The organism is Mesorhizobium sp. M8A.F.Ca.ET.161.01.1.1 (genome assembly GCF_004792105.1).
GTDB lineage: Bacteria > Pseudomonadota > Alphaproteobacteria > Rhizobiales > Rhizobiaceae > Mesorhizobium.
Genome location: NZ_SRTD01000006.1, coordinates 143,463 through 170,038, shown reverse-complemented (window position 1 = coordinate 170,038; position 26,576 = coordinate 143,463). Strand labels below are relative to the sequence as shown.

Annotated in this window: 25 protein-coding genes; 9 read left to right on the top strand and 16 right to left on the bottom strand. The window is 64.6% G+C overall.

Going from position 1 to position 26,576, the window contains the following annotated elements; translation table 11 throughout:
• Positions 1-47: 47 nt before the first annotated feature.
• The 6 genes from EN804_RS17310 to EN804_RS38015 form a co-directional block, all read right to left on the bottom strand.
• Positions 48-1,151 carry a hypothetical protein gene (locus EN804_RS17310; protein ID WP_135920424.1) on the bottom strand — a complete coding sequence of 368 codons (1,104 nt, stop codon included), beginning with the start codon at positions 1,149-1,151 and terminating at the stop codon, positions 48-50.
• Positions 1,152-1,189: 38 nt separating this feature from the next.
• Positions 1,190-1,864 (bottom strand): hypothetical protein, encoded by a 675-nt coding sequence (locus EN804_RS17305; protein WP_135920422.1) that lies wholly within the window; start codon positions 1,862-1,864, stop codon positions 1,190-1,192.
• 23 nt (positions 1,865-1,887) lie between these two features.
• Positions 1,888-3,648: a hypothetical protein gene (locus EN804_RS17300; RefSeq protein ID WP_245511643.1), complete on the bottom strand. Its 1,761-nt coding sequence runs from the start codon at positions 3,646-3,648 to the stop codon at positions 1,888-1,890.
• 11 nt (positions 3,649-3,659) lie between these two features.
• The gene (locus EN804_RS17295) at positions 3,660-4,952 is read right to left on the bottom strand and encodes a hypothetical protein (protein ID WP_135920420.1); all 1,293 of its coding nucleotides are present in this window, start codon (positions 4,950-4,952) and stop codon (positions 3,660-3,662) included.
• 33 nt (positions 4,953-4,985) lie between these two features.
• Positions 4,986-6,047, bottom strand: a complete 1,062-nt coding sequence (locus EN804_RS17290) for a hypothetical protein (RefSeq protein ID WP_135861824.1) — start codon at positions 6,045-6,047, stop codon at positions 4,986-4,988.
• A 189-nt stretch (positions 6,048-6,236) separates the two neighbouring features.
• Positions 6,237-6,713: a hypothetical protein gene (locus EN804_RS38015; protein WP_245464415.1), complete on the bottom strand. Its 477-nt coding sequence runs from the start codon at positions 6,711-6,713 to the stop codon at positions 6,237-6,239.
• Between EN804_RS38015 and EN804_RS17280 the strand changes: the two genes are divergently transcribed.
• The 3 genes from EN804_RS17280 to EN804_RS17270 all read left to right on the top strand — a co-directional run bounded on the left by EN804_RS17280 (position 6,606) and on the right by EN804_RS17270 (position 9,233).
• The gene (locus tag EN804_RS17280) at positions 6,606-7,607 is read left to right on the top strand and encodes an isopenicillin N synthase family oxygenase (RefSeq protein ID WP_245464414.1); all 1,002 of its coding nucleotides are present in this window, start codon (positions 6,606-6,608) and stop codon (positions 7,605-7,607) included. The two genes, EN804_RS38015 and EN804_RS17280, sit on opposite strands and share 108 nt — an antisense overlap.
• A gap of 284 nt (positions 7,608-7,891) precedes the next feature.
• Complete coding sequence (locus EN804_RS17275; RefSeq protein WP_135920418.1) at positions 7,892-8,581, top strand: SDR family NAD(P)-dependent oxidoreductase; 690 nt, start codon at positions 7,892-7,894, stop codon at positions 8,579-8,581.
• Between the two features lie 400 nt (positions 8,582-8,981).
• On the top strand, positions 8,982-9,233 hold the full coding sequence (locus EN804_RS17270) for a DUF768 domain-containing protein (RefSeq protein WP_015316487.1): 252 nt from the start codon (positions 8,982-8,984) through the stop codon (positions 9,231-9,233).
• Positions 9,234-9,288: 55 nt separating this feature from the next.
• Here the strand turns inward: EN804_RS17270 and EN804_RS17265 are convergent, their stop codons facing one another.
• The 3 genes from EN804_RS17265 to EN804_RS17255 all read right to left on the bottom strand — a co-directional run bounded on the left by EN804_RS17265 (position 9,289) and on the right by EN804_RS17255 (position 13,086).
• Positions 9,289-10,407, bottom strand: a complete 1,119-nt coding sequence (locus EN804_RS17265; protein WP_135880950.1) for a P1 family peptidase — start codon at positions 10,405-10,407, stop codon at positions 9,289-9,291.
• 4 nt (positions 10,408-10,411) lie between these two features.
• Positions 10,412-12,058 (bottom strand): exodeoxyribonuclease VII large subunit, encoded by a 1,647-nt coding sequence (xseA, locus tag EN804_RS17260; RefSeq protein ID WP_135920417.1) that lies wholly within the window; start codon positions 12,056-12,058, stop codon positions 10,412-10,414.
• Between the two features lie 71 nt (positions 12,059-12,129).
• On the bottom strand, positions 12,130-13,086 hold the full coding sequence (locus EN804_RS17255; protein ID WP_127280522.1) for a LysR substrate-binding domain-containing protein: 957 nt from the start codon (positions 13,084-13,086) through the stop codon (positions 12,130-12,132).
• 177 nt (positions 13,087-13,263) lie between these two features.
• Between EN804_RS17255 and EN804_RS17250 the strand changes: the two genes are divergently transcribed.
• Positions 13,264-13,554 (top strand): DUF1127 domain-containing protein, encoded by a 291-nt coding sequence (locus EN804_RS17250; protein WP_127280520.1) that lies wholly within the window; start codon positions 13,264-13,266, stop codon positions 13,552-13,554.
• A gap of 171 nt (positions 13,555-13,725) precedes the next feature.
• On the opposite strand, the gene EN804_RS17245 is transcribed toward EN804_RS17250, so the two are convergent.
• The 4 genes from EN804_RS17245 to EN804_RS17230 form a co-directional block, all read right to left on the bottom strand.
• Positions 13,726-14,757 (bottom strand): DUF937 domain-containing protein, encoded by a 1,032-nt coding sequence (locus EN804_RS17245; protein ID WP_135880948.1) that lies wholly within the window; start codon positions 14,755-14,757, stop codon positions 13,726-13,728.
• Between the two features lie 90 nt (positions 14,758-14,847).
• On the bottom strand, positions 14,848-16,221 hold the full coding sequence (locus EN804_RS17240) for a glutamate--cysteine ligase (protein ID WP_135920415.1): 1,374 nt from the start codon (positions 16,219-16,221) through the stop codon (positions 14,848-14,850).
• Between the two features lie 145 nt (positions 16,222-16,366).
• Positions 16,367-17,101, bottom strand: a complete 735-nt coding sequence (locus EN804_RS17235; RefSeq protein ID WP_135920412.1) for a 16S rRNA (uracil(1498)-N(3))-methyltransferase — start codon at positions 17,099-17,101, stop codon at positions 16,367-16,369.
• A gap of 31 nt (positions 17,102-17,132) precedes the next feature.
• Positions 17,133-17,780: a hypothetical protein gene (locus EN804_RS17230; protein WP_135920410.1), complete on the bottom strand. Its 648-nt coding sequence runs from the start codon at positions 17,778-17,780 to the stop codon at positions 17,133-17,135.
• Between the two features lie 88 nt (positions 17,781-17,868).
• Between EN804_RS17230 and EN804_RS17225 the strand changes: the two genes are divergently transcribed.
• Entirely contained in the window at positions 17,869-18,567 is a 699-nt protein-coding gene (locus EN804_RS17225; protein WP_135920408.1) for a type 1 glutamine amidotransferase, read from the top strand.
• A 404-nt stretch (positions 18,568-18,971) separates the two neighbouring features.
• Positions 18,972-19,112, top strand: a complete 141-nt coding sequence (locus EN804_RS17215) for a hypothetical protein (RefSeq protein ID WP_023782442.1) — start codon at positions 18,972-18,974, stop codon at positions 19,110-19,112.
• 52 nt (positions 19,113-19,164) lie between these two features.
• Here the strand turns inward: EN804_RS17215 and EN804_RS17210 are convergent, their stop codons facing one another.
• Genes EN804_RS17210 through EN804_RS17200 form a run of 3 tightly spaced genes read right to left on the bottom strand, consistent with a single transcriptional unit; the run spans position 19,165 to position 21,938 of the window.
• The gene (locus EN804_RS17210) at positions 19,165-19,938 is read right to left on the bottom strand and encodes a metallophosphoesterase (RefSeq protein WP_135920406.1); all 774 of its coding nucleotides are present in this window, start codon (positions 19,936-19,938) and stop codon (positions 19,165-19,167) included.
• Positions 19,939-19,972: 34 nt separating this feature from the next.
• Complete coding sequence (locus EN804_RS17205) at positions 19,973-21,109, bottom strand: alpha-hydroxy acid oxidase (protein ID WP_127279737.1); 1,137 nt, start codon at positions 21,107-21,109, stop codon at positions 19,973-19,975.
• Between the two features lie 25 nt (positions 21,110-21,134).
• Complete coding sequence (locus EN804_RS17200) at positions 21,135-21,938, bottom strand: FCD domain-containing protein (protein ID WP_127870930.1); 804 nt, start codon at positions 21,936-21,938, stop codon at positions 21,135-21,137.
• A gap of 207 nt (positions 21,939-22,145) precedes the next feature.
• On the opposite strand from EN804_RS17200, the gene EN804_RS17195 reads away from it, so the two are divergent.
• The 3 genes from EN804_RS17195 to glcE all read left to right on the top strand — a co-directional run bounded on the left by EN804_RS17195 (position 22,146) and on the right by glcE (position 26,566).
• The gene (locus EN804_RS17195) at positions 22,146-23,468 is read left to right on the top strand and encodes a DUF3422 family protein (RefSeq protein ID WP_135861811.1); all 1,323 of its coding nucleotides are present in this window, start codon (positions 22,146-22,148) and stop codon (positions 23,466-23,468) included.
• A gap of 156 nt (positions 23,469-23,624) precedes the next feature.
• Positions 23,625-25,121, top strand: coding sequence for an FAD-linked oxidase C-terminal domain-containing protein (locus tag EN804_RS17190; RefSeq protein WP_127870932.1), 1,497 nt, complete (start codon positions 23,625-23,627; stop codon positions 25,119-25,121).
• Between the two features lie 239 nt (positions 25,122-25,360).
• Positions 25,361-26,566: a glycolate oxidase subunit GlcE gene (gene glcE / locus EN804_RS17180; RefSeq protein ID WP_135920404.1), complete on the top strand. Its 1,206-nt coding sequence runs from the start codon at positions 25,361-25,363 to the stop codon at positions 26,564-26,566.
• Positions 26,567-26,576: the final 10 nt, after the last annotated feature.

The following is a 26,576-nucleotide window of genomic DNA, read 5'->3' as shown; positions in this document are numbered from 1 at the left end:
TTGGAGCTGTCCGGCGACTCCACCGGATGCTGAACAGCTGCAACGGTTTAGGCGGCGATGCGCGAGGCGGTGTTGCGGCTGAGCCCGTACGACCAGTGCACACGATCGCCATCGAGGCCGGGGAAACGGCGCCCTTCGCCCGTCAGCCGGTAGGCGGCGAGCCACGCGTCGGCCTGCGAGCCCATCTTCTTGGCGTCGGCGTCGAACTCGGCCGGCGTGATCGTCGTGCGGAAATCGTTCTCGGCGATGTATTGCAGCGTCCTGCGCCCCGCATCCGCCATCTTGGCGCGCTGCGACATCTCGGCCGCGCCGCCCAAGTGCCGGTTGGCGACGGCTTCGATGACATCCCATTTGGTGTTGGCGTCGAAGGACTTCTTGATGTCGGGCGCGTCGAACAGTTCGAAGATTTGCTGCACGTACTGGCCGGTTTCACGGGTCAGCGCCAGGATGTTGCCATAGCTCGAACGGTCGAGATGGTAGCGCAGGTCGGTGCCGACACGCTGCACCGTGGCGAGCGCCGCGAACGGCCGGTCATTGATGGTCGAGCTGCCGCGGATGACCTGGCCGATGGTCAGATCCTGGAAGTATTGCGACATCGCGTTCATGAAGGCGACCAGCATGAAGTGGAAGCTGCGGTTGACGGTCGCCCCCGACGGCACCGGCGCGCGGCCATAGTTGAAGACGCGGCGATAGGCGATCAGCCGGTCGCGGCGCTTGTAGCGGATCGGCCGCCACTTCTCGAGGATGTAGAGCCCGCGCGCGCCGGGGCCGCGCTGGATGCGGATCTGGCCGTTCTGGAACAGCCGGCGCAGCACATCGACGACCTGGAACAGCTTCATGCGGTCCATCTGGTAGATGTAATAGAGTTCTGCCGAGGCCTGCAGCTGCGGCGGAATGATGGATTCGTCGAAGTCATTGCGCAGCAACGGCATCTGCAGCGCGTCGAACGGCTTGAGCGGCCCGTCGCCGAAGCCCACCAGATCCGCGAAGCTCGTTGTCGTCGCACTGGACGAGCGATCGAGCAGTTCACCGTAGCGGCCCTCGAACTCGCTCTCGAAAGCGGCGCGGTCCGCCGGCGACAATCCGGGCAGCTCGTCCCTGAAGAAGCGCTGGAACAGCCTTTGGATGACCTCATTGGATTCGCTAGCCATAACAGACCTCATGTTGCTCGAATTGGCGGCTCACGGTTTCAGGCTTTGGGCGGCTCGCTGGAGCCAGTGTCCTGACTGGCATTGATGGCGCTGATCACGGCCGGCACCAGGTCGAAGAAGCGCGCCAGCTCGCTGTCGGTGATCGTCGCGGGAAGGCCTGGTGGGACGGGCTCGACAGCGCGCACGCGCTTGACGAACTCGCTGCGCCGTTCGTCCTGCGGCTTGGTCTTCTGAAACTTGACGATGGCCTGCAGCGACGGGAATTCCGCCCGGATGAGCCATTGGCCCGCATTCGTGCGGCCAACGATGTCGCCGGTCGTGTCGACCGCCGCCGCGTAGAGTGCCGTGACATTGTCCCTGTCGCGCAGGCCAAACGACCGCACCGTTTCGTCAAACCTGTCGATCGCCTTGCCGATGTTGCCAAGCTTCTTGTCGATCTCGCTACCCTTGGGCTGGTTCTGCAGCGCGGTGGCGATGGTCTCCATCGCGGCGGTCAGCCGTTCGAAGGTCTTCGACTGGTCTCCGTCGGGATATCTCCTGATCGCCTTGGCAACGTCGCCGATGGCCTTCTGGGTTCCCTGGCTGCCGGTATCGACCTGTTTGGTCAACAGGTCGATCGATTGCGGCGTCTGGGCCTCCACTTCGAAGCGGGCCTTGACCCCGGCGTGGAACTTGTTGGCCGGATGATAGGGAAACGGAATTTTCGCAGCCATTGTCCTGCTCCTCTCATGCCTGCTCACGCCGACCAGTAGTCGGGACGGTTCTGACCCATGCTAGCCATCGAGCTCGCGATAGGTGACGGCATCTGGACCGGGCTCGGCAGGTTGGTGCCCTGGTTGAACGTGTTCTGCAGGATCGTGCGGATCATCCAGCGGATCAGCGACTGGTTGTTGCGGAAGTTGAAAACGTTGAAGTCGCATTGCTGGGTCAGCGACCGCACCAGGCGCTCGGTCTGCTCCTCGGCCTGGTAGAAGGTTCGCAGCTCACGCACCATCAGCCCCTTGAGACCGGGGTCCCAGGCGCCAGCGCCACCGAACGGGTCGAGCAACTCGCCGGAGATGGTGGCGAGCTTGGTCTTCAGCTTGTCGCTGAATTCGCACAGCAGCACGCCGGGGTTCGCCACCTGGTCGGTCAGGTCCAGCACCGCGCCGACGGCGAGGCCGACGGCGGTCGCGCGTCTCTCCTGTTCACCGAGGCCGTCCGGATCGATGCCGACCGCATAGAGATCGATCGCCCGGTCGAGCAGGAACAGCATGTAATCCAGGAGCACCTGGCAGCTGATCTCGTCGTCGTCGCAGCCGCAGCCGGCGAAGCAGTCGACCTGCTCGAGCAGGAAACCGCGCGCGATGGTGAGGTTCATCAGCCGGACGGCGCCCTGGTCGGGGCCGCCGGCGCCATAGAGGCCGTAGACGATGATCGGCGGGCGCGCGACATAGAGCAGCCGCGAGCTGCCCTTGGCGACGAAGGCATCGACGAAGAGCTGCAGGCTGGAGACGAACGCCACCAGCGGCGGCGATTCCGGTGGTCCCGATGTGATCGGCACGTCGATCGGAACCGGAATGCTCTGGCCGAACTGGATCAGGCGCTGGAAGCGGTGAACCAGCATCGCCGACGCGGTCGACAGCTCACGCAGGCTCTCGACGCTTGCCCCGGTCGAGAGGTCGACCAGGTCGTCCATCGCCTGCGACAGCGCGTTCTCTTCCAGGAGGGCGCGCAGGTCCGCCTGGCCGCCGGCTTCCAGTTGCAGGACCAGATTGCGGTAGGCTTCGATGCCGCGCGGCCAGTCCTCCTGGCCAAGCGCGCTTTCGACCGAGCCGGTCAGGCTGCGCAGCGCCATGATGACGGCATTGCGGCGCGCCTGCAGTTCGCCGGCCGCCGAGCGCACGATCGAGGTGCTGCGTGTGATGCCGTTGGACGCCAGCCCCTCGCCGATGGCGACGAGGATCAGCCCCGCCAGTACATCGCAGCTCTGGGCAAAGCGCCGGAACAGGATGGCGCTGCCATCGGTCAGCGTGCCGACATAGCGTGCCAGGCGCGAATATTCGCCGAGCTGGCGGCGCGCCGACATGGCGCGGTCGTGGTTGACCGAATCCAGCGAAAGACGCGCGGCGGCCAGCCCGTCATTGGCGAGCTGCCGGATGGAGCGACCCCAGCCAATCATCTCGATGCGGATGTCCTTCAGCGGCGAGGAGGTCGAAAGCGTCTGCAGGTCGCGTTCGAGATCGTCCTGCGCCTGCGCCATCTCGACCGAGGACGGGCCGGTGTTCCGCACCTGCGGCACATAATCGGGCACGCTTGAATAGGGCAGGCCGGCGCGTTCGCGGCGGTCCCTGTCCGCTTCCTGCGGGTAGAAGTTCAGCAGCGCGTTGGCCATCTGGTCGGGATCGCGCGGATCACTGACGCGCAGCGTCTTGCGCAGCAGATTGTCGACGGCGACCGTGGCGGGCGACCGAAATTTCGAGACCGGGCTGGCGGCGGTTGTAAACAGGTCGGCCATGACATCTCACCTCATGCAACGAGTGCGGCTGGGGACGGTTGCGCGGCGGGCCGTCGGCTTGCCTGGCGCTGGGCCAGGTTCCTGATGACGAGCTTGGCAATGGCGTCCGGTTCGGCGCCGGCCTCCAGCGCGAAACGGCTGGCCGACACAAGAAAGCGTGGCGGCAGGTCGGGTACGTGCCCCGCCGCGATCTGGATTCCGCCGCGCCGGATGCGGGCTTCGTCGGCGCGCGTGAATGGAATGGCATCGGCCAGCGCGTGCTGGCCCAGCCCCCGCCGAGGCTGGTAGGCGATTTCGTCGACCACCGCCGGGATGAGGCGCGGCACCGACGCAAGCAGCACCGGAGGCAGCCTGTGGCCGCGCGACGGATTGTAGAGCGCGCGCCAGACGCGTTCGGCGCGCGCCGCCTCGGCGGCGAAGCCCATGCGGCGCAGCATTTCGGTCAGGATCAGGACCCGGATCCAGCCGGTCGGATGGGCGCCGCCGGGGCGATAGGTCAAGGCGCGCGCGCCGGGGTGGGCGAGGAACTCCATCATGCCCCAGACCGACGCCGTGCCGCCGAGCAGCAGCGCCGCGAGGTCCGCGAAGATCTCCTTGTGCCAGCGGCGCAGAATGGTCACCACGAGCGGATCGAAGCGCATCGAGGCCAGCCGGTTACCGACCGCCTGCGCGTTTTCCTGCCACAGGCCCATATCGGCCTGCAGATTGTGCGCGACCTCGTGCAGGAACACCGATTGCCAGGGATTGTCGCGGTCCCAGGGGACGCGGATCACCGGGAACGGATTGCTGTCGCCAAGCAGCCGGGCCAGCGCCACGCCACGGCGCTGCGTGGCCGGCGAATAGCCGTGTTCCATATAGGTCAGCGGCTTCAAGAGCGGTCCGGCGAACACACCCGGCAGGGCGGCACGCACGACCGTGTAGCAGTCGAGCGCGATCGCGTCATGGGCGGCGAGCGCCGGCGCGAAACCCGAACCGCGCTGCGACATCACCTCGAAGAACATGCCGAAGCTGCGGCGCAGCCGGTCGATGCTGCGGTCGAGCAACGCCATCTGGGTGAGTGCCGCCTGCGCCGTCGCCGGCGGCCAGTTGCGCTCGATGATGGCGATCTGCCTGTTGATGGCGTTGCCGATGGTGGCCAGCCGCTTGTTGGCGGCGTGGAAATGGGCCCGCGACGGGGCATAGGGCAGGTCTTCGGGACGCAGCCCGATGCGCCGCGGCGTCAGCCGGTTCAGGCGCTGCGCGCGCGCCTTCAGCGCCCGCAGCTTGGTGTCCAGGAACCGCCTGGTCGAAGAACCCGTGCGCATCGCCACGATCCTTCTGGTTGCACCGAGAGGGTTTCAGTTGGGCCGGATGGTGATGCTGACCGGACCACGGATGACGATACGCCGCCGGCGCCCGGACCCCTGGCCATGGCCATAGCCAGGTGCATACCCACCGGTCCAACCGCCAATGCCGCCCATTCCCCCGAGCGCCCGCCCGGCGGCGCGCGCCAGGTTGCGTGCCGGAGACATGCCGGAGCGGACCGCCGCGGCCGTGCGGCGCACGATCCGCCGCCCTCTCTGCAAGGGCTGCGTCAGCTGCCGGCGCAGGCCATGCCCGCGTGCCGCGACACGGCGCGCGGTACGCGCCAGCACCATTGGCCGGACGGAAGCCGGGGTGCGGCGGGTGACCGCGGTGCGGCGCACGCTGTTGGCGATGCGCGGCAAGGCGCGGATCGCGGTCGGCCCGCCACGGTTGACGAGCTGGGTGGCGGCGCGGCGCACGGTGCGCACCGCCTGGACGCGGGCGGCCGCCGGCATGCGGGCGGCGGCGGGGCCGAGCACGCGTCTGGCGGCGAGCCCCGCGACCAGCGGGATGGCGGCGCGATTGCGCACCGCGAGCTCGGCGAAGGCGTCGAGCGCTTCGTCCTCGGAGGCTTCGTCCGCCATCAGCTGGCCGATGACATTGGCAACGCCGCCAATTGCGGTGCCGTAGCCTGGGATGAGGCTGGCGACCGGCGCCACGGCGCGGGCGATGCGGCCGATGGTGGGAGCGGCACGCCGCACGGTGCGCACGGCGCCGCGTATGCCGCGGGCGATGCGCCGGAAGAACTCGTCGCTGTCTTCAGCCGCGAGCGCGAAGCCCAGCGCCTGGTCCCAGCCGTCATCATCGCCCTCGTCGAAATCGTCGCCTTCGTCGAAGTCGTCGCCTTCATCGAATTCGTCGCCGGCGTCCATCTCGTCGAAGCTCGAAGCCTCGTACTCGTCGCCCGCGTCATACTCGTCGCCTTCGTCGCCTTCATCGGCACCTTCGAAGCCGTCGCCTTCGTCCATTTCGTCGAATTCGTCATAGCTGTCGGCGGGGCCTTCCGCTTCATCAAAGGCTAGGTCGTCGAACATCGATTCGTCATACCCGTCCATCTCGAGATCTCCTCTTGAGCGATCGGCCCCTCAGGAGAGCGGGACCAAAGCGATTAACGCTGGTCGGGATAGTCCCTCCTGAAGTGATCGCCCTCAAGTCGGCAGGACTGGGTAGCTCGAAGATGGTCGTCAGTATCGGCGACTATTCAGGTGCGGAATTTTGTGCTTAAAACAAATATATTGCGAGTATTATTTTACTATAATTTTATTATAAACGGATTTACGGCTGATATCTGACGTGAAGCGCCAAAAATTGGAGAAAGGCCCATAAATACTTCGCGGCATGCTGAAAGCCGCCGTCGCCGGCCAGGCTCGCCATAAGGTTGGGAAGTCTTCCTCGTCTTTACCGCAACGCAACACCCTTCTCAGTTCGGCCATATCTCCTGCCGTGATCACGATCATCATCATATCGCCTGCGCGGCGTGGAAAATTATTCGTCGCGATGGCTTTTGAAGGGCCAATCGTTTCTTTCCGGGCAAGGGGGAGTCGATGAGACTTGTAGGCATTGGCGGCGGAAGGAAACCGGTAAAGGAGCCTGATATGCCCAGAATAGTACCCGTGCTCGATTTGAGCCGCTTTGAGCAAGGCGCATCGGAACGTCGGACATTTCTGGCGGATCTCCGCTCCGCCTCGCGTGACATCGGCTTTTTCTACCTGGCCGGACACGGGATCTCCTGGGCCGAGATCAGCGAGGTGCTCACCGCGTCCCGCCGCTTCTTTGCCTTGGCCGAGGCCGACAAGCTCGCGATCGAGATGGTCAAGTCCTCGCAGTTCCGCGGCTATACGCGCGCCGGCGGCGAGCTGACCAAGGGCAAGGCCGACTGGCGCGAACAGCTCGATATCGGCGTCGAGCGCCAGCCCATAGCGCAAGGCCCCGGAATTCCCGCGTGGACGCGGCTGCAGGGGCCGAACCAGTGGCCGGCTGCGTTGCCAGAACTCAAACCCGCCCTGCTGGCATGGCAGGCCAAGGCGACAGGGGTGGCCATCAGGCTCTTGAAAGCCTTCGCGCTGTCGCTCGACCAGCCAGAGGATGCCTTCGACCCGATCTACCGTGAGCAGCCAAACCACCGCATGAAGATCGTGCGCTATCCGGGCCGTGAGGCGACCGGCGGTGATCAAGGTGTCGGCGCGCACAAGGATGGCGGTTTCCTGACGCTGTTGCTTCAGGATGACAATAAGGGGCTGCAGGTCGACTATGATGGCAGCTGGGTGGATGTGGACCCCATTCCCGGCACGCTCGTCGTCAACATCGGTGAATTGCTCGAGCTGGCCTCGAACGGCTATTTGCGTGCGACCGTGCATCGCGTCGTGACGCCGCCCGCCGGCATTGAACGCATTTCGGTGCCGTTCTTCTTCAGCGCCAAACTCGATGCGACGATACCGCTGCTCGAACTCCCCGAGGAATTGGCGACGCAGGCGCGCGGGCCGGCCAGCGATCCTGACAATCCGCTGTTTCGCGATGTCGGAACCAATGTGCTGAAAAGCCGGCTGCGCTCGCATCCCGACGTCGCGCGCCGCCATTACGCCGACCTGCTTGAGCCGGAAACCGGAGCGGGTTGAGCCTGTTGCCACAAGAACGAATGGATTTTTTGCAGTCCCGGCTGATTTTGGAAAATCGTTCGTCGCATCTGCGTGAAGATCGGTTCAAAAGAGAAAAATCCGTTCGGTGTTCTCCTCCCATTTCGCTGAACGGTGTTCCCCTCTGAAGGTTGTGACCTTCTTTTGGCCGGGCGTTTCGCGCCCGGCCATTTCTCTTTCCGCCTTGCGCGTTGCCGGTGGGGCGTTGATCCGGCAGACTTCGGCATGCGCCAACCGTTGCAATCAGTGGAAGAAGGAGAGGTCACATGACATCCAATGTCGCCGTCATTGCCAGAGCGGGTTCTGGATCGAGCGCATCGCTGGCGCGTCTTCTCGCCAGGGAAGGGTTCCAAATCGTCCTGGCCGCTCGAAATATCGAGAAGCTCGGTGCATTGCAGGCGCAAGCCGGCGCGCAAGCCGTGGCGACGGATGTCTCGGATCCGGCCTCGGTGGAGCAGCTGTTTGATGTCGCCGACAAGGCTGGCCCGCTTTCCCTCGTGGTTTTCAACGCCAGCGGCCGCGCTCGCGGCCCGATAGCAGAGCTCGATCCCGAGGCGGTCCGTCAGGCGCTCCTGGTCGGGGCCTATGGTGGGTTCTTGGTGGCTCAGCAGGCGGCCCGCCGGATGCTGGCCTTGGGCTCGGGGTCGATCCTTTTCACCGGCGCGACGGCAAGCGTGAAGGGGTTCGCCGGGTCTGCCGGCTTCGCGATGCCCAAATTCGGATTGCGTGGGCTGGCGCAATCGATGGCCCGTGAACTGGCGCCCAAGAACATTCACGTCGCGCATTTCATCATCGACGGGGCCATCGCCTCGACCGCGTCCGGACAGGAGTCCGAGCCGCAGGACCGCCGGCTGTCGCCGGATGCGATCGCCGCGGCCTATCTGTCCATCCACCGCCAGCACCGCAGCGCCTGGACCTGGGAAATGGAGCTCAGGCCATGGGTCGAAAACTTCTGACCGCATCAGCGATCCATGCGACCTTTGCATGGCTCGTGTGCACAGGCCTTGAGGAGAGTCGACATCGCATGAGGATGTCACTATATAGCGGCGGCTTCGATGGCTCGCGCCTCGAAGCGTAACGACATAAGGCGGCTGCAGCGACAGCCATTGAGATACGAAACGGACTGGAAGCCGTAAAAGGTAGAAGCAATTGCTCGGAGCGGGCAGATCCCGCCAACGGTACAGTCCTTCAGAATCAGAAAATGTTCTTCACCCCTCGATTTCCTTCGGCTCTGTGGACCCTGGACGGCATCGGCTTGCCGACTGGCCGCGACTCGGCTGGAATGGGAGCATGCATCCTTTGCGGGATGCCGACGTTTATGATTACCAACCGGCTTTGCCGCCAGGGAAAAGCAGTATGAGTGAACATGCGATCGAGTTCTTGCGGGGATGGATCGGTGAAAAGGTCCATTGCCAGTCCCACGCCAGGATCGAGAAACAGGCCGAGACATTGGCCCGCGAATGCGCCGCCAAGGCAGCCGAGGTCGGCATACCGCTGGAGGACATCCAGGAGGAAGTCGGCGACATCCAGGAATTGATCGCTTCCCGGCTCGAGGAAGCTGCCGAGGCGGACGAAAACCAGCAGGCTTCCAGCAAGGCCGCGGAATAGATTTTCAGGGACAATCCTGTCTGAAAGCGCGGGCCGTTCGGCCCGCGTTTTCGTCTCAGCCGAACTTTTCTTTCAACCACGTCTTTGGCAGCGCCGGCACGAAATTGCCGTCGCGGCCGGTCATGTCGTCATTGGCGACCAGGGCGTTGAGGATCGATTCCTCCACCGCCTGGATCACCGCGTCGAAGAACGGGTCGATGTCTGCGTCGGGAATGAAATCGGCGCTGGCGATGCGGCCAGACAGCCCCAGCGCCGCGGCGGGGTTGGCTGTCGAGAAGGCGAGGAAGATGTCGCCCGAACTGTGATAGCCGAAGCCGCCGGTCATGGCGACGCCGAGCGGCACACGCCGTGCCAGCCGCTTCATCTGGTGCGGCAGGAACGGCGCGTCGGTGGCGATGACGGCGATGATCGAACCCTTTTCCGCGCGCGACGTGGCTTCGCGGATCGCTGGTTCGGTGAGTTCGGGATCGGCGCGCCGGCCACGAATGCAGAAATTGTGCCGCTTGCCGAAATTCGACTGCACGAAAGCGCCGACCGTGTAGGTGCGCCCCTGCCATGCGACGATGCGCGATGCCGTGCCCGAGCCTGCCTTGAAGCCGAAGGTGATCATGCCGGTGCCGCCGCCGACGCTGCCTTCCTCGACCGGTCCGCCGGCCGCGCCGTCGAGCGCCTCGGCGACATGCTCCGATGTCAGATGGTGGCCGTTTATGTCGTTGAGAAACCCGTCATAGGTCTCCGCCGCCACCGGCAAACCCCAGGCGCTGTCGATCGCGGCCGGCAGCACCCGGTTCATCCAGCGCAGCGTGCCGTCACGCGAAACACCGCAGGAATGCGTGTTGGTGATGGTGATCGGAAAGTTGAAAGCACCGGTTTCCTCGATGATGTGCGAGCCGGTCAGCTCGCCATTGCCGTTCTGGCTGAAGATGCCGGCGAAGACCGGCGTGGCCAGCTCGGCGCGAGGCCTGGGCAGGATGGCGGTCACGCCGGTGCGCACCGGTCCCTTGCCGACGACAAGCGGACCATCGCCTGAAATCAGCGTCGCATAACCGACCGCGACCCCGGGCACGTCGGTGATCGCATTGAACGGCCCAGGCGTTCCGTCGAAGCCGATATTGAAGCTTCGCGCGCGCGGCTTGCCGGACGGCGTTGCCAGATGGTGCGGATTGTCGGTCATGCTCTTAGAACAAGGATCCCTGATTGCCGGGTTCTCTCGTCTTGGCAACTGGGGCCTTGGCCGCGGGCCTGGCGGCGGGCTTTGGCCGCGCCGCGCCGCTGGTTGCCACCGCATCGGCAGTGCCGTCGGCGAACTCCAGCGAAAGCGCCATACCCGACGCCACGTCCGCGGCCTGCTTGATGACGGCGCCGTCGGCATCCTTCACCAGCGCGAAGCCGCGCGCCAGGACGGCCTTGTGCGACAACGTCGCCATCAGCCGGTCGGCCTGGATGATGCGGCCGCGCAACCGCTCCAGCCTAAGCAGCATCGCCTGGCCGCCGCGTCGCGTCAAAGCGGTCAGCAAATCTCTATGAACACGTTGCCGCCGTGCTGTCGGCTCGATCGTGATGCGGCCCTGCAGCAAAGCCAGTTGCTGCCTGTGCCGTTGCAGCGATGCCTTGGCGCATTTTGGCAACTGATCCGCTGCACGATTGAGTTCCGCCCGCCGGCTTCTCGCCAGAGTACGCAACGCCCCTTGCGCACGCAAAAGATTACGGTCGTTGGTGCGCCGCGCCTCGGCAATCCGCTGCGACAGCATCGCCGGCGTCAATTTTACGGCGAAGAATCGTGCCCGCTTACGCTCGGTGGAAACCATCAGGCCACGGCCGAGCCTCGATGTCGCTTCGTCGAGGCGCCGGCGCGGCAGCGCCAGCAATTGATCAGGCGAGGGCAGCGCACGCGCTGCCGCACGGGCGGCCTGCCGCTTGCGCTCGAAATTGCGCAGGACGGCTGCCTTGAGCCGTGCGCCGAGGCTGGCCAGCGTCGCTTCGAGGTCCGCCTTCACCGGTACGGCGATTTCGGCCGCGCCTGTCGGTGTTGGCGCGCGCACATCGGCGACGAGGTCGATCAGCGTCCAATCGGTCTCGTGGCCGACCGCCGAGATCACCGGAATGCCCGAGGCGGCGACGGCGCGGGCGAGTGCCTCGTCGTTGAAGCCCCACAGATCTTCCAGGCTGCCGCCACCGCGCGCGACGATCAAGAGATCGGGACGCTGGATAGGGCTGTCCCATGCCAGCGCGTTGAAACCGGTCACGGCATTGGTCACTTCCGCACTCGCCGTGTCGCCCTGCACGCGCACCGGCCAGACCAGCACATGCAGCGGAAAGCGGTCCTTGATGCGGTGGATGATGTCGCGGATGACCGAGCCGGTCGGCGAGGTGACGACGCCGATGACGCGGGGCATGAACGGCAGCCGGCGTTTGCGGCCCGCATCGAAAAGCCCTTCCGCCTGCAGCCGGCGCTTGCGCTCCTCGAGCAGCGCCATCAGCGCCCCGGCGCCGGCCGGCTCCAGATTGTCGATGACGATCTGGTAGTTGGACTTGCCGGGATAGGTGGTGAGTTTGCCGGTGGCGATCACCTCCATCCCTTCCTCGGGACGGAATTTCAGCCGGCTCATCGTGCCTTTCCACACCACGGCGTCGAGCCGGGCGCGGTCGTCCTTCAGCGCGAAATAGGCGTGACCCGAGGAATGCGGCCCGCGATAGCCCGAAATTTCGCCGCGCACCCGCACATTGCCGAAGACGTCCTCGACCGTGCGCTTCAGCGCACCCGATATCTCGCTCACCGTGTATTCGGTGGCGTTGGTGCGTGATTCGGATGCTGCTTCGCTCATCGGCCGATTGAGGGCTGGTTGGCGTCCCACGTCAAGGCAGCCATGTCAGCCCCGATATTGATGATCCGCATCTACCAGCCGGGCAGGATCTGGTTCGGCTTGCTCCGCTTCATCTTGGCGAAGGCGAGGGCGGCGAAGTCGAACGTTCCCGTTTCCTCGCCAAGCGGGATCGAGATGTTGTCCAGACTTTCCGAAATATGGCGGGCAAGCGCATCGACGATCTCCGGCCGCGAGGTCTGGCCGCGCATGATGCCGATGCGGCAGTCCGGCAGGGCGCCGAAGCCATCGGCTTCGCCCAGCACCCGCATGCCAGGCCTGAGCGCGCATTCCGGCAGCACCGAGACCGCCAGGCCGGACAGCACGGCCGCGGTGATCACGGTCGCCGAGAAGCTGGTGAACAGGATGCGGTAGTCGCGGTTCTGCTGATCCAGCACGTCGACGGCGGCGCGCCGCCAGATGCAGTTCGGCCGGCCGAAGGCCATCGGCAGGATTTCCTGCTCGTGCGTCGCGTGATTGGCCGAGGATACCCACAGCAGCGGCTCACGTCGCACGACCTCCGACTGGCCGCGCACATCATTGTGCGTCACCAGCGCCAGGTCGAGATTGCCCCGCTTGATGTGTTCGACCAGCCCCGGCGTCGGCTCGCAGATGACGGTCAGTTCGACGCGCGGATTGGAGCGGGTGAAACGTGCCATGATCTCCGGCAGGAAACGATCTGCATAGTCGTCGGGTGTGCCGATGCGGATCGTGCCTTCGAGCCGCTGGTCGTCGAAGGCGGCAAGTGTCTCGCGGTTGAGATAGAGCAGCCGCCTTGCATAGGAGAGCAGCTTGTCGCCTTCCTCCGTCAGCCGGTTGGTGCGCCCCTCCTTCTCGAACAGCGGCTTGCCGATCCGCTCCTCCAGCCGGCGCATCTGCATCGACACCGCCGACTGGGTTCGGTGCACTTCTTCCGCTGCGCGGGTGAAGCTGCCAGTGTCGGCGATCGAGATGAAGGTCTGCAATTGATCGAGATCGAGCGGCGCTTTCATCGACATGATCCATCACTAGTGTTGATGCCAAAGATTAAAAACATTCGTTGGATTAATCAATCGGTCGATGGCAAATTCGCATTGTCCACATGAAGGCATGTGAATCGAAGCCGGAACGGCCGCTGTCGCCAGCGCCGATCGTCGGGTTTCGTCTGTTCGAGTCTGAAGGAGACCGACATGACCACGATCGATTTCGCCACCGAGACCTCGCGCATCACTTCGCGTCCGTCCGTTGCGGCGCGCGTGGTCAACACGGCCTTCAATATCTACCGCGCCTGGAAAAACCGCCGTGCTTTCTACCGCCTGGGCGAGATGTCGGATGCCGAGCTTGCCGATATCGGCCTGACGCGCGCCGACCTGCATGTCGCGATCGACGTGCCGTTCGGCCGCGATCCGACGGCAATCCTGCGTGAGATCGCCAGCGACCGCGTGGAAACGATCGAGGATATCGCCCGCAAGGTAGCCTGATTGGTTCAGTTTCGGTCTTGTTGAACCTTTCTGCGGTTCAGCGCGACCAAGTTTCATGCAGGCTCCCCACTCCCTGCCGGTTCCCCGCCGGCCTGCCTGCACGCTGCCCGGTCCTCCCAAGGACCGGGCTTTTCTTTTCTAGCTTGCCGGGAAATGGCTTTGGCCTGACGCCTATCGCCGGTCCATGTCCCGCTTGAACTGGTCGAAGATCGTTTCCACGCCCTTCTGGTAGTCGTCACGCTGCTGGGCGCCGGTCTCGAACATCTTGCCGAAAATGTCGTCGAACGGGTTCCGAGGCCGGCCGCTTGGATTGACCTGCGGCTGTGGTGCCTGGCGCGGCTGCGGCTGCGGCGCTTGAGGCTGTGGCCCCGGCTGCCCGCCGGGCAGGCCGAAGCCTCCGCCTCCGCCTTGCCGCAGCATCTCCTCGAAGATTTTCCCAAGCGGGTTGTCGCCGTATGGGCTCTGCGTCTGCTGGGGCTGGGGTCGGCTTTGTGGTTGCTGTGGCGCGCCGCCGCCGAACATATCCTGCAGCACCTTGCCGAGCGGATTGTCGCCATAGGGATTTGGCGCCGGCTGCGGCTGGCTTTGTGGTTGCGGTGAGCCGCCGCCGAACATGTCCTGCAAGACCTTGCCGAGCGGGTTGTCCATGGGGTTCTGAGGGGACGGCGCCTGGCGCTGTTGTGGCGCCGGCGCCTGCATGCCGCCCTGCCGCATCATCTGCTCGATGATCTCGCCCAGTGGATTGTTGCCGCCGCCACCCAGACCAGCCGCTGCCTGCATCTGGCTTGTCGTCTGCTTGAACAGTCCGCCCATTACCATCGACGCGATCGCGGGCAGCATCTGTTGCAGCACCTGCTGGCTGACGCCGCTCGCCTGCGCCGCCTGGCTGGCCACGGCACGCGACAAATCCTTCGAGCCGAACAGATGGCCCAGAATGCCGTTGCCCTCGTCGACGCCTTGCGGTGAGAAGGCGCGCGTCGCGTCCTCGAAATACTTGGCGTGCTGGCCGCTTGCCATCGCCGTCATGAAGGCGCCGAGCCCATAGGGATCGGCGGTGTTGCGCTGCAACCCTTGTGAAAAGGCCGGCAGCAGTGCGGCGACCGCCGCCTGTGTCTGCTGCAGCGAAAGCCCGTATTGTTGGGCAAGCGCCTGCATGCCGTTGCCGTTCTGGGCCTGCGTCAGCATGTCGAACAAGGTAGGCATCGGCTTCTCCTCCGGGAAATCCTCGAAGAGAGCCTAATTCGTTTCAACGCCCGATTGAAGCGGCTTTTGCCGCCCGTCAGCGTGCGGGGGTTAATAGGCATATTCCATGAACACAGGCTCGATCGAGCCGCCCCAGCGCGTGTGATAGGCCGACAGCATCTCCTCGGCGCTGGTGGTGCCGCGCGCCACGACCTCGTCGAGCGTGTTCAGGAACGAGGTTTCGTCGTAGCCGTCGCGGTTCTTCTTGCCGCGGTTCTTCAGCCCGGTGCGCGAAATGGCCATGACGTCGCGGGCGACCTCGCGCAGCGTGGTGTTGCGGAAGGGTGCGGAAATGCCGAGTTCAGGCACGGCATTGCGCATGGCCAGCACTTCCTTGTAGGTCCAGCTCGACGTCAACGCCTCGGCGGCATCGAGCGCCGCCTCGTCGTAAAGCAGGCCGACCCAGAAAGCCGGCAGCGCGCAGATGCGCCGCCAGGGGCCGCCATCGGCGCCGCGCATTTCCAGGAAACGCTTCAGCCGCACGTCGGGGAACAAGGTCGACAGGTGGTTCGCCCAGTCGCCCATCGTCGGCAGCCCGTCCGGCACTTCGTTGCGCGCGGCCCCGGCCATGAACTGGCGGAAGGTGATATGCGTCATGTCGTGATAGTGGCCGTCGCGGATGACGAAATACATCGGCACGTCGAGCGCCCATTCGACATAGTCGGCGAAGCCGAAATCGGGCGAGAAGCAGAATTCGAGCAGGCCGGAGCGTTGGTTGTCGGTGTCGCGCCAGATGTCGCCGCGCCAGCTCTGCAGCCCGTTCGGCCGGCTGTCGGTGAAGGGCGAATTGGCGAACAGCGCCGTCGACAGCGGCTGCAGCTTCAGCGACACCTGCATCTTGCGGCGCATGTCGGCTTCGCTCTCGAAGTCGAGGTTAACCTGGATCGTACAGGTGCGATACATCATGTCGAGACCCTTGGTGCCGACCTTGGGCATGTAACGCGTCATGATTTCATAACGCGACTTCGGCATTTTCGGCGTTTCGGCCAGCGACCATTTCGGGCTGCCGCCGAGGCCGAGGAAGCGGATGCCCATCGGCTCGGCGATCTCGCGCACCTGCGCCAGGTGTGCATTGCCTTCGCGGCAGGTCTGGTGGATCGTTTCCAGCGGCGCGCCGGAGAGTTCGAACTGGCCGCCAGGCTCAAGCGAGATCGCGCCCTGGCCTGTCGGCTCGACCAGGCCGATGATGCGGCCGTCATCGATGATGGGATCCCAGCCCAGCTTGTTCTGCATGCCTTCGAGGATGGCGCGGATGCCGCGCTCGCCGCCGTAAGGCACCGGTGCGTTGCCATCGACATAGAACGGGAATTTCTCGTGCTCGGTGCCGATGCGCCATTTTTCGCGCGGCTTGTTGCCTTCGGCTAGATGCTCGACAAGCTCGTCTACGCCTTCGATTGGCCGGAAATCGGTTGTGTCGCGCGCCATTTTCAAGCCCTCAAAGGCGGTTGGACCCACCGCCGGCGCTAAATGGACGAAATGTCAGTAGCCGATCAAGCGAAAAATCCTGAGCCACAGGTCAAGAGGAATTGAAGACCTCGGCCCGCGAGCACCTCTTGCAACAGACAACGTCCTACCAGTCGCCAATTGTCGCCTGCATCGCCGCGAGCGCGGCCACGGCCGCCGTGTCGGCGCGCAGGATACGTGGCCCGAGCGGAATGGCGGTCACGAAGGGGAGGGCGCGGAGCATCTTGCGCTCCTCGTCGGAAAAGCCGCCCTCGGGCCCGACCAGCAAAGCGAGCTTCTTCTCCTCTACCGCCTGCAAGGCAGGCAGTGGGTTGTTGGTCGAGGCGTCCTCGTCGCAGAAGATCAGCCGCCTTTCCTTGTCCCACCCGGTCAGCAGGCGCTCGAATTTTTCCGCCTCGCGAACTTCCGGCACAGCCAGGATGCCGCATTGCTCGGCGGCCTCGACGACATTGGCGCGCAGGCGATCGATGGAAGGCTTTGCCACCTGCGTGTGCTGGGTGATGACCGGTTGCAGGATGCCGGCGCCCATCTCGACCGCCTTTTGCACCAGATAGTCGAGCCGGCCCTGCTTCAGCGGCGCGAAGCAATAGATGAGGTCGGGCAAGGGCGGTTGCGGTCTTTGCGGCGCCAGTACTTTCAGCCGCACCGACCGCTTGGATTTCGCTGATATCGCCGCCGACCACTCGCCGTCGCGGCCATTGAAGACAAGGATCTCGGCGCCTTCGGCGAGCCGCAGCACATGCAGGAGATAATGGCTCTGCTGCTGGCCGGGTTCGAACTCGATGTCTGGTCCGAGGTCGTCGGGCACGAACAGACGTTGCATCTTGTAGTTGGCGCGCATGGCCGAGGAATGAGCGAGACGGCCGCCTGCGTCAAGCCTTGGCGGAAGGATGCCACACGGGTTGAAAGCCATGGCGCAGCACGGCAAGCGTCGTTTCCGGGGTCAGCAGCACAAGCGTCTCGTCCCCGAAATGATCAGGGCTGGTTGGCGGGCCGTATCCGGCAAAAGTCCATGGCAATATCTTGCCGTGGCGCAAGGCATAGGCGCTGCCGCCAGCTGCGATCATCGCGCCGTCGGGCAGGCCGGCAAGCGCATCCATCGCGACCGCAGGCCGCTTGCCGCCCGACGCCAGCCGCTCCTTATGCAGTCGCTTGTCGACCTGCGGGGCGCGCGGCTCGGCAATACCGAAGGCTTGGCCGAAGCGACCGACAAAATCCTTGGCCCGTTCACGCTGGCAAAAGAAGCAGGGGCGATGCCCGGCGGCGAGCGCCGTCACCTCGTCGAGAAAGAACAATTCGGTCCAGCCGGCCTTGCCACCGGGCCGGTTGCGGCCCATCGGCTCGCGCTGCACATTGCGGAATTGGCACACGCAGATGATCCAGGCCGGAAGCGCCCAGCGCTTTTTCAGGAGCGTCTTTGTCGCGGGGGCGTGGATGATGCCGCGATTGCCGGTGAATAGGCCGCGCTCCGGCACGGCGTGAATGGCGCCGAACGGATCGACCCGGTTCTGCAGTGGCATAGTTTTCTCCTGGGATACGCATCTTGGCTGAAACGCCGGCGCCATGATATCGCTCGCGACAGCATTTTCATGTCAGCAGGGTTTTTCGATGCGGGTGCTGGTAGTCCAGAACTACGACAATACCGGCCTCGGCCAAGTCGGTGCGGCACTGGCCGAAGCGGGTGCCGATCTTGATGTGCGGCTTCCCTACAAGGGTGATGCGCTGCCACGGGACGCAACCGGCCACGATGCCATGGTGGTGCTCGGCGGCGGCCAGAATGCGCTGGCCGACGAAGAATATCCCTATTTCCCGGCGCTGCTCGAACTGACCCGCGATTTCGCTGGCAAGGACCGCGCCGTGCTCGGTATCTGTCTCGGCAGTCAACTCGTCGCCCGCGCCTTTGGCGGCGCGAACCGCATCGGCGGCGCCAACGAATTCGGCTGGCGCGGCGTGTCGCTGACGGCCGATGCCAAGGCCGATGCGGTGTTGGCTGAGCTGCCGGAAAAGTTCCCGATCTTCCAGTGGCACGACGACACGTTCGAACTGCCGGAAGACGCTGTGCGGCTCGCCGGCAACGATGTCGCCGAAAACCAGGCGTTTCGCGTCGGCCGCGCCGTCTACGGCTTCCAGTTCCATTTCGAGGCCGACCGGCCCATGGTGAAGAACTGGAGCTCCTCCTTCGCGCCGACCATCGCCGCGCGCCATCCCGACTGGGCCGGCAAGCTCGACGGCGAAATGGCCCGCAACGGTCCTGACGCCGATGCCGCTGGTCTGGCCATCGCCCGTGCCTGGGTGGCGACGATCTAGAGCAATTCCAGGAAAAGTGTGTAGCGGTTTTCCCGGGAGAAGCGCGCAGCGCTTCCCCTTGGGAATTGCGTAAAAACAAGAAGTTAGAGCGGGTCAGAGATTCTATCAAACTCTGATCCGCTCTAAACGACCGTTCATGCTCCGCGTGACATAATTGGCACGCGACCATGAAACCGGTTGGGGAAAACCCCTTTCATCCTTGGCTTGTGTCCGCCCGCCATCCTAGAAGGCGCGCGCCCTATGTCGGCTGTGCAACCGGGATGAACCTTTTGTGTGACCCGTGCGACACACCATCGATACAGAACACACCTAGAAGCGCGAAATCGTCGAAACTTTGACACGTATTTTCCGTTTCAACGCATTGGTAACCGCCTCGTGCACAGATGCAGGAAGCTCAACAAGAGATGACCTCCGTGAAAGCAGCGCTTCTGTCCTTTGCCATGCTGTCCGCCATCGTACTTTGCGGTCTTGGTATTTATGCCGCCGATGCCGCCAACAACCACAATGCGGTTGACGGCTACGGCGTCACCGCCTCCCTGCGCTAAGCCAGGGCATCCCTCGCGCCCGGATCCCTCGCGCCCTTGGGCACCGGGGCCGTTAAGGCTCCCTTATCGATATTTCCAGGATGCGTTTGTCCGCGCCGTCAACGACGAGCGCGGTAAGCATGCCTGACTGCCAGGCAAGCGTGTCGACATTGACGCGGTTGGCCATCACTTCCGCCTCGGGGACCGGTGTGTGGCCGTGCACCACGATCTTCGGGAAGAGGCCGGTGTGATCGTGGAAAACGTCACGGATCCAGATCAGGTCCTGCGGACTTTGCTTTTCCAGGGGAATGCCCGGCCTGATGCCGGCATGGCAGAAGAAGAAGTCGCCTGATGTCACCGAGAGTGGCAGCGACCGCAGGAAGTCGACATGGCTTTGCGGCACCGCTTCGAGCAGGGCTTGATGACCCTTGCGCATGGCTGATTCCGCCTTGCCGAACCAGGCGCCGTTGCCGCTGTTGATAGTCACTCCGTAGGATTGCGCGGTCTGGATGCCGCCAAAACGGATGAAGAGCCCTTCCGGGTCGGGTGTCTTGAGAAAGTCGAGAAAGCCGATGTCGTGGTTGCCGGCCAGCATCAGGTTTCGCGGATCGCGTTCGCGTGCCTCGATCAGGAAGTCGATGACGCCCTTGGAGTCCGGTCCGCGATCGACATAGTCGCCAAGATGGATGATGCGCCAGTCGGCGACCCTGTCCCTCGCGATCTCGGCCTCGATCTGGCCATGCATGGCGGCCAGCAGGTCGACCCGGCCATGCACGTCGCCGATCGCGTACAGACGCACGCCGTCCGGCCCGTGTGCGTCGAGGAAATGGATGCCGGGTTCCGCCAAGGTCTGGGTATCTCCGTGGTCAGATGTCACTGACTTAGCGTCGGAGCTGCTCCTTGCCCATGTCGGTGACCAGACGCTTTCCGCACAGCGCCAGCGTGATGTCCATCTCCTTGCGGATGATTTCCAACGCTTTGGTAACCCCTTCCTTGCCGAGCGCGCCCAGGCCGTAAAGAAATGGCCGGCCGATATAGGTGCCCTTGGCGCCAAGGCAGAGCGCTTTCAACACGTCCTGGCCGGAGCGGATGCCGCCGTCCATATGCACTTCTATTCTGTCGCCGACCGCATCGGCGATTTCCTCCAGAACCATGATCGACGACGACGCGCCATCGAGCTGGCGCCCGCCATGGTTGGAAACGATGATGGCATCGGCGCCGGTCTTGGCCGCCATCAGCGCATCTTCCTTGTCGAGGATGCCCTTGAGGATCAGCTTGCCGCCCCAGCGCTCCTTGATCCAGGCGACGTCCTTCCACGACAGCTGCGGATCGAACTGCTCCGTCGTCCAGGACGACAGCGAAGAGACGTCGCCGACGCCCTTGGCGTGGCCGACGATGTTGCGGAAGGTGCGGCGCTTGGTGCCGGCTATGCCCAGGCACCAGCGCGGCTTTGAGGCCAGGTCGATGATGTTGGCCAACGTCATCTTGGGCGGCGCCGAAAGCCCGTTGCGGACATCCTTGTGGCGTTGGCCGAGGACCTGCAGGTCGAGCGTCAGCACCAGCGCCGAGCACTTCGCCGCCTTCGCCCGGTCGATCAAATCGAGCACGAAATCCTTGTCGCGCAGCACATAGAGCTGGAACCAGAACGGTTTCTTCGTCACCGAGGCGACATCCTCGATCGAACAGATGCTCATCGTCGAGAGCGTGAACGGCACGCCGAATTCCTCTGCCGCCTGCGCTGCCAGCATCTCGCCGTCGGCATGCTGCATGCCGGTCATGCCGGTCGGCGCCAGCGCCACCGGCATCGACACTTTCTGGCCGATCATGGTCGATTCCAGCGAGCGGTTGCTCATGTCGACCAGCACGCGCTGGCGGAACTTGATCTTCTGAAAGTCTTCCTCGTTCGCCCGGTAGGTGCTCTCGGTCCAGGCGCCCGAGTCGGCATAGTCGAAGAACATCTTGGGCACGCGCCGGCGCGCGAGATCCTTGAGGTCTGCGATGGTCAGAATGTCGCTCATGATGGTCCCCGCTTGATCGAATTGATTAGGAGCGTCTGCGCGCTGGTTCGCCGTCGCCGGCTTCCGAACGCTGCCTCAGCCTCAGCCGCGACACGCGTTGCCAGTCGCCGCTGCGTTCGGCTTCCGCCATCGAACGCTCGACATAGGTCATGTGGTCCATCGCCGCCTGGCGGGCGCCGGCCGGATCGCCGGCCTTGACCGCGGTGTGGATCGCCCGGTGCTGCGCCAGCAGCGCCTCGCGCGCGCCGGGCACGGTGAACACCAGGAGCCGGTTCTGGAACACGCCTTCCGACAACAGCCGGTAGCAGGAGCGCAGTGTGTGCAGAAGCAGGATGTTGTGCGCGCATTCGCAGATCGCATGATGGAATTCGACGTCGATTTCGGCCTCGTCGTCGAAATCGCCGGTACGATGCGCCTCGTCCATGCGCGCCATGATGCGATCGAGCAAGGCAAGGTCCTCCGGTGTGGCGCGCCGCGCCGCGTATTCGGCGGCTATGCCTTCGATCTCGCGGCGGTATTCCAGATAGTCGGCCACCGCCTTGCGATGCGTCGAGATCAGGTCCGCCACCGGCTTGGTGAACAACTGGCCGATAATGTCGGCGACGTGCGTGCCGCCGCCCGGACGGGTCGACAGCAGGCCGCGCGCTTCGAGCGCCTTCAGCGCGTCGCGCAGGATGGGCCGCGACACATCGAACTGGCGTGCCAGTTCGCGCTCGCCCGGCAGCCGGTCGCCGGTGCGCAGCACGCCTTCGAGGATGAGGCTTTCGATCTGCTGCACCACCTCGTCGGCGGTGCGCGAATGCTCGATCCTGGAGAAAATGTCGCTCAAAGGAAGCGCCTGGAGAAGGGAATGATGTCGCGCAGATTAGAGCCTCTGTCGCCAACTGGTCAAATTATTTATCCAATTCGTCTCGTTCGGTCGATTTTCGCGCCGCGCCGGCATTTCGCCTCGCGCTAAATTTTGCTGTTTACGTCCCTTGCCGATTGCCGCAAGACGACGCCATTGCACGAAGGGTCGAAACCAGGGGGACCAGACGTGTCGGACGAGACGTCCAATCTTGAATTCCAGCCGCGCAGCCAGGGCAGCGTCATGGGCTTTCCGGCGCATGAAGGCCGGCCCGGCGCGCTCGGCGAGGTTCACGCCCGCCCCCATCCGCTGGTCGAGAAGCCGCGCGTGCTTGTCCAACTCTCCTTCATGACCGAAGGCGGCTCAGCGGTCGACCACGCCGTGCTTTCGGAACTGTCGCGCCGTCTCGGCATCGCCGCTCCCGAGCGTCACGCCCGCCACCACGCCATGAAATGGGGCAAGGGGACGCTGCGCTGGGAGCGGCACACGGAATTCTCGACCTATCTCTGGGAAGGGCCGCTGGCCGAGAATGGCCGGGGGCAAGAGGATTCGCCCTTTGGCAATGGCTTTTCGCCGCCGGGAACCGTCATCTCGGGCATCCGGCTCGAGATCCGCAAATGGACGCAGGCGAGCGAGAGGCAGGTCGCCGGCTTCGACCCGACCAGCCTCTGTTACTCGCTTGTCGAGCGTGGCAGCGCGGCCATCGTCACCGACTTCCGCCAGGACGGCGACGGCATGACCCGCATGCTGGTGCTCGACCGCGGCCTGACCCCGGCCAGCACCGGCGCGCTGTCGCAGCGGCTGATCGACATCGAGACCTACCGCACGCTTGCCATGCTCGGCCTGCCGCTGGCGCTCACCTTGTCCGGCCGCGCCCGCCGCATCGAGGACCGCTTGGCGCAGACGACCCTGGAAATGAAGGTCGCCGAAACGCGCGACAACCAGACGCTGCTCGCCGGCCTGACGGAGCTTGCCGCCGAACTGGAGGCCGATGCCGCTTCCAGCCTCTACCGCTTCGGCGCCAGCCGCGCCTATGACGGCATCGTCACGGAAAGGCTGGAGGCGCTGGATGAGGAGCCTGTGCAGGGCTATGACACCTGGGCGGGCTTTCTGCTGCGGCGCATGGCGCCAGCCATGCGCACCTGCCGCTCGGTCGAGGAGCGCCAGGCCAATCTGTCGCGCAAGCTGACCCGTGCCACCACTCTGCTGCGGACCTGGGTCGACGTCGAGGTCGAGAAGCAGAATCGCGACCTGCTTGCCTCGATGAACAACCGCGCCCGCCTGCAACTGCGCCTGCAGCAGACCGTCGAAGGCCTTTCGGTCGCCGCCGTCTCCTATTACGTCGTCGGCCTCATCGGCTATGTGGCCAAGGGCGCGTCGGTCTTTGGCCACGCCTTCGCGCCGGAGGTCGTCACCGCCGCCTCGGTGCCGTTCGCCATCCTGCTGGTCTGGTGGGGCGTGCGCCGCGTGCGACGGATGCATTCCGAGCCGGCGAAACATCCGGGCGAATAGTCCGCGCCATGCTTCGGACGCAACGGATGTGCAGCGGCAGATTGCCGCTGCGGAAGCTTTGCCTGCATCCGCCGCCCTGACGCCACCAAAGCAAGATTTGCAACAAATGCCGCCAGCTGGTAAATCATTTTTACCAGTCGAGTGGAGGAAGCGCCGATGTCCGGCCTTGCCATGCCCAAGCCAGACGCCGATACGCTGCGCCGGCGCAGCGAAATCGTCGCCGACATGCGCATCATCGTGCCGGGCGAGGGCGTGGTCGACACGGCCAATGAAATGCGTGCCTTCGAAAGCGATGGCCTGACCGCCTACCGGCAAGTGCCGCTGGTCGTGGTGCTGCCCGAAACGGTGGCGCAGGTTTCGCGCGTGCTGAAATACTGCAACGACCGCAACATCCGCGTCGTGCCGCGGGGATCCGGCACCTCGCTGTCGGGCGGCGCGCTGCCGCTGGAGGACGCGGTGCTGCTCGTCATGAGCCGGTTCAACCGCGTCCTCGAGATCGATTTTCCCAACCGCCTTGTCGTCGCCCAGCCCGGCGTCACCAATCTCGGCATTACGTCTGCCGTCGAGCAGGAGGGGTTTTACTACGCCCCCGATCCATCCTCCCAGATCGCCTGCTCGATCGGTGGCAACGTGGCGGAGAACTCCGGCGGCGTGCACTGCCTGAAATACGGCCTCACCGCCAACAATGTGCTCGGCATCGAGATGGTTCTGATGAATGGCGAGGTGGTGCGGCTCGGCGGCGGCCACCTCGACGCGGAGGGCTATGACCTGCTCGGCGTCATGACCGGTTCGGAAGGTCTGCTTGGCGTCGTCACCGAGGTCACCGTGCGCATCCTGAAGAAGCCGGAGACGGCGCGCGCCCTGCTGATCGGCTTTCCGACTAGCGAGCAGGGCGGCCAGTGCGTCGCCGACATCATCGGCGCAGGCATTATTCCAGGCGGCATGGAAATGATGGACCGGCCGGCGATCCATGCCGCCGAGGATTTTGTCCATGCCGGCTATCCCCTGGATGTCGAGGCGCTGCTGATTGTCGAGCTCGATGGCCCCGGCGTCGAGGTCGATCATCTCATCACGGCGGTCGAGGCGATCGCCATCGCCAACGGCTCGACCACGTGCCGCATCTCGCAGTCCGAGCAGGAGCGGTTGAGTTTCTGGGCCGGCCGCAAGGCGGCCTTCCCCGCCGTTGGCCGCATCTCGCCCGATTACTACTGCATGGACGGCACCATCCCGCGCAAGGAACTGCCGCGCGTGCTGGCCGGCATGCGCGAGCTGTCGGAAAAATACGGTCTCGGCGTCGCCAACGTTTTCCACGCCGGCGACGGCAATCTGCACCCGCTCATTCTCTACGATGCCAACGTGCCGGGCGAACTCGACAAGGCCGAAAGTTTTGGGGCCGACATTTTGCGGCTCTGCGTCAAGGTCGGTGGCGTGCTCACCGGCGAGCATGGCGTCGGGGTCGAGAAGCGCGACCTGATGCCGGAAATGTTCAACCAGGTCGACCTCGACCAGCAAATGCGCGTCAAATGCGCTTTCGACCCCAACCATCTGCTCAATCCCGGCAAGGTTTTTCCGCAACTTCGCCGCTGCGCCGAACTGGGCCGCATGCACGTGCATCGCGGGCAGGTGGCATTTCCGGATATTCCGAGGTTTTGAGCTGATATGTCGGCGCGTGAACACCCCCCTCTGTCCTGCCGGACATCTCCCCCTCAAGGGGGGAGATTGGCAGTTCGTGCGCTTCGCCTTTTCCTCAACGCAGAAGATTGGCGAAACCCTGCACGACATCTGATCTCCCCCCTTGAGGGGGAGATGTCCGGCAGGACAGAGGGGGGCGCGACAGAACTCGGCCTATCCTGTTTCCCCCGCTTCGCGGGGACGAGGAAAGGCGCGAACCTATGACCACCTTCACCCCATCCACTTCCACCGAAGTCCTCTCCACCATTGCCTGGGCGGCGGCGGAGGAAACGTCGCTCGAAATCCTCGGCCACGGCTCCAAGCGCGGCATCGGCCGTCCGCTGCAGACCGAGCACACACTCGACCTGTCGAAACTCTCGGGCGTGACCCTCTACGAACCCGCCGAACTGGTGCTGTCGGCAAAGGCCGGCACGCCGCTGGCCGATATCGAAAGGCTGCTGGCGGACAACGGTCAGCAGTTAGCTTTCGAGCCGATGGACTATGGTCCGCTGCTTGGCGGCGAGCCAGGCAAAGGCACCATCGGCGGGGTGCTCGGCGCCAACCTTTCCGGTCCGCGCCGGCTGAAGGCGGGCGCCGCGCGCGATCATATTCTCGGCATCAACGTCGTCTCCGGTCGGGGCGAAGCGTTCAAGTCGGGCGGCCGCGTGGTCAAGAACGTCACCGGCTACGATCTGTCGAAGCTGATGGCCAACAGCTGGGGTACATTGGCCGTCTTCACCGACGTCACCTTCAAGGTGCTGCCAGCCGCCGAGACCGAAGTCACGCTCGCCGTCCGTGGCCTGCTCGACGATGCCGCCTGCGCCGCCATGGCCCTGGCGCTCGGCTCCAGCGCCGAAGTATCGAGTGCCGCCCATTTGCCGGAGCGCATTGCCGCGCGCGTCGCGGGCGGAGCGCTCGGCACTGAAGCGGCCACGCTGCTGCGCGTCGAAGGCTTTGGCCCGTCCGTTGACTATCGTATAGCAGCCCTGAAAACGCTGCTCGGCAAGGCCGGCCCGCTGGACGAGATTACCAGCGAGACCTCCAAGGCAATCTGGCGTGATATCAGGGATATCAGGCCCTTCGCGGACGGCAGCGGGAAGCCGGTCTGGCGGGTCTCTATGACGCCTGCGCAGGGCCACCAGATGGTCCTGACGCTGCGCATGCAGGCCGCCGTCAGCGCCTTCTATGACTGGCAGGGTGGGCTGGTGTGGCTGCGTATGGAAGAGGGGGATCCGGAAGCCGCTTTGCTGCGCGGTCTCTTGAGAAAACACGGCGGCGGCCACGCGACGCTGGTGCGCGCCGCGCCTGCCCACCGCGCTGCCTTGCCGGTGTTCGAACCGCAGGCGCCGGCGCTGGCGGCACTCAGCCAGCGGCTGAAGCAGGAATTCGATCCGAAGAACATCCTCAATCCCGGCCGCATGGCCTAGGACATCAGAG